This is a genomic window from candidate division WOR-3 bacterium, assembly GCA_039804165.1.
In the GTDB taxonomy this organism is placed as follows: Bacteria; Hydrothermota; UBA3072; order UBA3072; family UBA3072; genus JAFGHJ01.
This window is the reverse complement of record JBDRZZ010000048.1, coordinates 1-5490: the sequence shown is the minus strand read 5'-3', so window position 1 is coordinate 5490 and position 5490 is coordinate 1. Positions and strand designations below refer to the sequence as shown.

At 38.0% G+C, this 5490-nt stretch carries 9 protein-coding genes; 2 read left to right on the top strand and 7 right to left on the bottom strand.

The genetic code is table 11. From position 1 onward, the window contains the following. Positions 1 to 212: hypothetical protein (locus ABIN61_09235; GenBank protein MEO0294379.1), on the bottom strand; the 212-nt coding region annotated here is incomplete at its 3' end. 202 nt (positions 213 to 414) lie between these two features. Further along, complete coding sequence (locus tag ABIN61_09230) at positions 415 to 1197, bottom strand: hypothetical protein (GenBank protein ID MEO0294378.1); 783 nt, start codon at positions 1195 to 1197, stop codon at positions 415 to 417. Between the two features lie 414 nt (positions 1198 to 1611). Here ABIN61_09230 and ABIN61_09225 point away from each other — a divergent pair, with 414 nt between their 5' ends. Both ABIN61_09225 and ABIN61_09220 read left to right on the top strand, forming a co-directional pair. Then, positions 1612 to 1833 (top strand): hypothetical protein, encoded by a 222-nt coding sequence (locus ABIN61_09225; protein MEO0294377.1) that lies wholly within the window; start codon positions 1612 to 1614, stop codon positions 1831 to 1833. Positions 1834 to 1906: 73 nt separating this feature from the next. Further along, entirely contained in the window at positions 1907 to 2149 is a 243-nt protein-coding gene (locus ABIN61_09220; GenBank protein MEO0294376.1) for a DUF2283 domain-containing protein, read from the top strand. Here the strand turns inward: ABIN61_09220 and ABIN61_09215 are convergent. Genes ABIN61_09215 through ABIN61_09195 form a run of 5 tightly spaced genes read right to left on the bottom strand, consistent with a single transcriptional unit; the run spans position 2109 to position 5429 of the window. Continuing rightward, positions 2109 to 2717, bottom strand: coding sequence for a hypothetical protein (locus ABIN61_09215; GenBank protein MEO0294375.1), 609 nt, complete (start codon positions 2715 to 2717; stop codon positions 2109 to 2111). The two genes, ABIN61_09220 and ABIN61_09215, sit on opposite strands and share 41 nt — an antisense overlap. A 58-nt stretch (positions 2718 to 2775) precedes the next feature. After that, positions 2776 to 3684, bottom strand: coding sequence for a hypothetical protein (locus tag ABIN61_09210; protein MEO0294374.1), 909 nt, complete (start codon positions 3682 to 3684; stop codon positions 2776 to 2778). Positions 3685 to 3704: 20 nt separating this feature from the next. Continuing rightward, positions 3705 to 4085 (bottom strand): hypothetical protein, encoded by a 381-nt coding sequence (locus ABIN61_09205; GenBank protein ID MEO0294373.1) that lies wholly within the window; start codon positions 4083 to 4085, stop codon positions 3705 to 3707. A 58-nt stretch (positions 4086 to 4143) separates the two neighbouring features. After that, entirely contained in the window at positions 4144 to 5040 is an 897-nt protein-coding gene (locus tag ABIN61_09200) for a hypothetical protein (protein MEO0294372.1), read from the bottom strand. Further along, complete coding sequence (locus tag ABIN61_09195; protein ID MEO0294371.1) at positions 5037 to 5429, bottom strand: hypothetical protein; 393 nt, start codon at positions 5427 to 5429, stop codon at positions 5037 to 5039. Before ABIN61_09195 ends, ABIN61_09200 begins: the two co-directional genes overlap by 4 nt. Positions 5430 to 5490 lie beyond the last annotated feature (61 nt).

Here is a 5490-nt window from a genome sequence, read left to right as displayed (position 1 = left end):
GTTAAAACCTCATAACTCCCTTCAACATTATCCATTGTCCCAAAAAGTGAATGGCTAATCTTAACATAATTGTAGTCTTTTATAAAAACTATCTTACCATCCGATGTCCAGTTCGGAGCTTTTGCTTTCGTGTACTCGGTAACTTCTATACTACAACCAGTAAACATCCACAAAACAATTACCAAACTAATCCCTACCCATATTTTTCTCATATACCCTCCCGCTAAAGATTTGAAATTGTAAATCTTAAATTTTTCATTTTTTCTCCTCTCCATTATTTTTCCTTTTTACGGAAAACGGAGGACGGTTAACGGATAACATATCCCCTCCATGGCTATTATTTTACTCAATTTGCACTTTCCAATTTTCATTTTTCACTTTCCAATTACTATCCCCTCTTTTCTATACCCTGCCTCACTCCATAAACAACCTATCGCTTATTCCCTCATTCAGTTTCACATTCTTATACTCAATCGTCATCTTTCCGGCTTTTCCCATTGGTGTCGGAATAATCATATTTATCCTTTTAATCACCCATACACCTTTTATATTCTCATATTCCATATCCATCTTTGTTGTCCCATAATTAGAAAACATCTTTTGATTGGTGATGACTCCCCTTTCCATATCAACTGTCATCTCTATCTTCTGAACAATCGGATCTTTCTCTTTGGGGACTACCTCAAGAACAACCTCTTTGGGTGGCTCACTCCTTGAAAGTAAATTCTTGATCACTGATTTCTTCCTCGAAACAATAGATACTTTATTCTGCTTTAAAAACTCCCTAAAATCCCGCTGGAAATCTCCCCCAGGAGGTGCAGCTTGCCTACGATAAAGCGAAGAACCATCTGAGGAAAGCACCTCTCTCTTCCCTTCACTTTCCATAATTACCTTATCCCCATTTATAATCATCCTCACCTTCCCAGAAGTTGCCTTCTGCCCCATTGGAGATGGATTAACTGATAAACCCGGAGAAGCCTCCATCTCCATCCTCATCTTATCCCTCCCTTTAGTCCACAATTTCATTGACTGAGTATACGTCCCCATCTCACCCATATCTATACTCATTAGAGCAGAACATTGCAAATCCTGGACTTTATCTATGTTTTTCTGTAAGGCAGAGATAACATCTTCTAATTCATCGGAATAAACTGAAACACTGAGAAACAAGAAAAAGAGTAATCTTAACTTTTTCATAACACCTCCAGCTAAAGATTTGAAATTTTAAATTGTAAGTTGTAAATTCTAAATTTTTTAATCCCATTTTCCTATCTCCTATTTAATATTCTCATTACTATCCCCTATCAACTATACACTGAATTATACTTATAGTTATAATAAATTTTTTCTCTTGTCAAGCCTTTTCTCACGCTTTTGGCCGCCAATTTTTTCTATACCCTACTACCCTATCAACTATACCCTGATTACAATTATAACAGAAATGCTAATCACAGTCAACCCACCGACTCCATTGAATTGGATTTTTACGCTTTCTCTATACCATACCCTATCAAAATCGAACAACTACCATCCTTTCAGTAGCTAAACTTCTTACCCTCAATACTCCATAGTTGACAAACCAAATCATTCGATATATCTTTAAATTAAAAGATGGATATTGCAAAATCAAAGAACGGCGTACCTATAAGGTCAACTGAAGAAAGATGGTTTCACATAACAGAAGAACACTCGGAAATGGCTGGTTATTATTTTGAGGTCCTCGAAACCCTTGAAGAACCAGAAGTTATTTACAAAGGTAAAACAGGTGAATTTTTAGCGGTAAAGGAAGTAGAAGCAGGTAAATATATAGTAGTGGTATATAAAGAGAATTAAGTAAAAAAGATGGATTTGTTATAACAGCCTTTTTAACAAGATGCAAGAAGCAGCTAAAAAGGAGGAAAAAAATATGGGAACGGTAGAAGTAAAAAAAGTATTAAACCTTGTCCATGGAATATTAGATATCCCATATCCAAGGATATGGACAACTTATGACAAGGAAGCTGATGTGTTATACATTAACTTTAAAAAACCCAGTCATGCGGACGATTCCGAAATAACTGAGGATGACATAATAATCAGATACGAAAAAGAAGAACCGGTAGGCATAACTATACTAAATACAAGTAAGAGGAAAGGAATAAAATTATAGCCTGCCTTCCTGCTAATCCTCCCATCGAATGACCAACGAGAATTACTTTTGCGTTTCGGTCATTCTGCCATTGTCCTTCACCATAATACTCATCAAGCACATCTTTCACCCTGTGCCATAATTCATCTCCCTGACCGTTAAAGTTAGGATAATGAGGGTCCGGGTCGATACTCCCCCGATTGTCATCAAAATTCACCACCTCAAGAAAGGTTTTGTTGGGGAAACGAGGACCGGTAATAGGAGCGTTGGTATCTGGTGTATAAGTACGCTCTAATCCCTGCTCTTTTTCCCAATCATACCAAGCCCACGCATATTTCGTCATATAATCAAGGAAATGGTCATAGGTGTGATCTGAGTCCAGATTAATGATACTATCAGTAAATCTACTGTTTCTACTTCCTTTTGGAAATGTATCACATTTGGCTCCCCAGGTTCCCGAACTTGCCCCAAGACCATGAACAAATAATATCGGATAAGGCTTATATGGTTCTGCTTTCGCAACTATCGGGAAAACAAGGAATATTAGTATGATAGTTGATTTTTTAATCATCCTTATACCTCTATTCATTACATAACCTCCTTAAATTACAATTTACACCAAAATTTTCATAACTACACCCTGTATTTTATGGCCTCAAATACCATTTGCCCGTCCCATCACGGTTAATTACAAACCAATTGCCATCGTATCCAATAAAAGCATTACCATCCGGAGACCATTTATATCCACTTCCTGATTCATAAGTGACAAAAACACTTATGGTATCTATAACTTCAGAAATAAAATTTATGGTAACTGTAAGTCCATAAGGATTTGTCGCCATAACCATATTACTACCTAAAGGACCCCAATCTCTAAACCACCAACTTGAATATTCTCTTATAGAATTGCCTTCTAAATTAGCAATATGAGTGGAATACTCCCCATACGCAATCAGCGTATCATCAGGACTCCACGCAGGATATTTCGCATCAGGATCCGCAATAATCTGGTGGTCATTACTCCCATCCCTATCCATTATCCATATCCCCTCTCCAGGCTTCTCATAAACAATCTTCGAAGCATCAGGCGAAAAATCAGGATTCTGCCCTTCTCCTACTTTCTGTAATCCTGTCCCATCCCTCTTTATCACCCAAATCTCATTATCATTATTTCCAATCCCGGAAAGACCAAAAACTACATATTCCCCAGCAGAAGAACTACCCTCTATAGAAAAAAAACCTCTCTCACTATTGCATACCTCCCCTATCTCCTCATAATCCACACCTCTATTATCTACCTCATATAATGTGAACTCTTGTGTCTCCTTTATTACTATAGGACCATCAATACCCTCCTTTAGCCTCTGAATCCAAATCTCTTCAAAAAATATTATTCTCCCATCTGAGGTCCAATTAGGAGCATGATAACTAACATGCCTCTCCTCCCATTCCCTACCACACCCTCCAAAGATAATAATCAATATCCCAATAATTATTCCATTCCATATCTTCTTGATACTCCTACTAAAAATTTGAAACCTTAAATCTTTCATTCTCCCTCCTTTTTACACTCTCAGCTCATCCCACAATTTCTATCCCCTCCCTCAAGAAAGGTTTTGTTGGGGTAGGCGGGATCTGGCTTAGGATGTGCCGGAGTTCCTCCTGGATGCGCGTAAGTTGAGTCGACCTCGTCCCAAACAATTGCATACGGATGCATATAATCAAGGAAATGGTCATAGGTGCCTCCATCAGGTATCGAATCTAAATTAAGAGAATCTGTTCTATTATCACCAAATATATAGGTGCCAGCTCCCCAGGTTCCCGAACTTGCCCCAAGACCATGAACAAATAATATCGGATATGGCTTGTATGGTTCTGCTTTCGCAACTATCGGGAAAACAAGGAATATTAGTATGATAGTTGATTTCTTAATCATCCTTATACCTCTATTCATTACATAACCTCCTTAAATTACAATTTACACCAAAATTTTCATAACTACACCCTGTATTTTATGGCCTCAAATACCATTTGCCCGTCCCATCACGGTTAATTACAAACCAGGAACCATCGTAAGCTACAAATTTATTACCATCCGAGGAAACTTTAAGATAGTAACCTGAACTAATTTGACGAAGCGTATCAATTTGGTCGTTATATATGTCTATATCAATACCTCCATCATATTCTGGTGAGGCACAAATAGATACAAACTTTCCATTCGAATACCAATCCGGGAAATACAAATAATTAAATTCCCTTACTTGTTGGCTTGCAATCAAATTATAAATATGTACACTACCATACCCATACGCAATCAACGTATCATCCGGACTCCACGCAGGATATTTCGCATCAGGATCCGCAATAATCTGGTGGTCATTACCTCCATCCCTATCCATTATCCATATCCCCTCTCCAGGCTTCTCATAAACAATCTTTGAAGCATCAGGAGAAAAATCAGGATTCTGCCCTTCTCCTACTTTCTGTAAGCCAGTCCCATCCCTTCTTATGACCCAAATACTGTTGTAATGAACATCCCCTAAAACAACCCAATCCCCAGCAGAAGATGTAGAATTTATCCCCTGTGCAGGATCATCAAATAAAAAACCCTTCTCCTCCATCCCACTACCATCTGCATTCACCTCACACAACCACGTCCGCTCACTCTTTATATGAGCACTCTCACCAAAAATACTCCTCTCCCACTTCCAAACCCTTATCTCTTTCACAAACACTACCCTCCCATCACTCGTCCAATTCGGAGAATGATAAAAAAACTCTTCCTCTTCCCAATGACTACACCCATTGAAAATTAATCCAATAATTACTAAACTAATTCCTACCCCTATCTTTCGGCTGAAGATTTGTAATAGTAAATTGTAAGTTTTAAATCTTAAATTTTTCATTTTTTCTCCTCTCCATTATTTTTCCTTTTTACGGAAAACGGACAACGGTTCACGGATAACGAATTCCCTCCCTCAAGAAAGGTTTTGTTGGGGTAGGCGGGTGAAGAGTCAGGATGAGTATAACTCTTATCTACTCTCCACCACTCAATTGCATAGGGCGTCATATAATCAAGGAAATGGTCATAGGTGTGATCTGATCTAACTGAATCTTTAGGAATAAAGTCGCTTCTGGAAATCGTAGGTGCTCCCCAGGTTCCCGAATGTGCCCCAAGACCATGAACAAATAATATGGGATAAGGCTTGTATGGTTCTGCTTTCGCAATTATCGGGAAAACAAGGAATATTAGTATGATAGTTGATTTCTTAATCATCCTTATACCTCTATTCATTACATAACCTCCTTAAATTACAATTTACACCAAAATTTTCATAACTACACCCTGTATTTTA